Annotated in this window: 1 pseudogene; it reads left to right on the top strand. The window is 60.7% G+C overall.

Annotated features, from left to right (window positions below):
* Positions 1 to 182 precede the first annotated feature (182 nt).
* A pseudogene (locus EN857_RS33420) lies at positions 183 to 402 on the top strand (sulfotransferase); the annotation flags it as partial.

Here is a 402-nt window from a genome sequence, read left to right as displayed (position 1 = left end):
GCCGCGGTACTCGAAACATCGCCGCAGGAGGGCAACCGTGCCGCAACAGGGTGAAGATTGGCTTAACGAAGAAGACTGGAATTCTGCCGGCATATCGGCCAAAGAGACAGCGGATCGGAGATGATCATTCAACCTCGCATGCCGGTGCCGGCGGCGGAACATAGCCGGCGGGAGTGTCGGGAATGGACCTTGCACGCAAGTCAGAGGCGCTTTTGCGCGAGGCCGCCAGGCGACCGATCAGGGAGATCCGGCGACTGGCGCTGGACTTGAAGCGGCTGTGGCGGCTTTGGGTAAAATCGGACACGGCGCGCTACAACAAGATATTCATCGCCGGCTGCGCGCGCAGCGGAACGACGCTTACGCAGCGCCTGATGGCATGTTTCGAAGACACTTTCGTTCATC

The sequence above is a fragment of the Mesorhizobium sp. M4B.F.Ca.ET.214.01.1.1 genome (assembly GCF_004791545.1).
Lineage (GTDB): Bacteria > Pseudomonadota > Alphaproteobacteria > Rhizobiales > Rhizobiaceae > Mesorhizobium > Mesorhizobium abyssinicae.
This window is presented reverse-complemented; position numbering and strand designations above follow the sequence as displayed.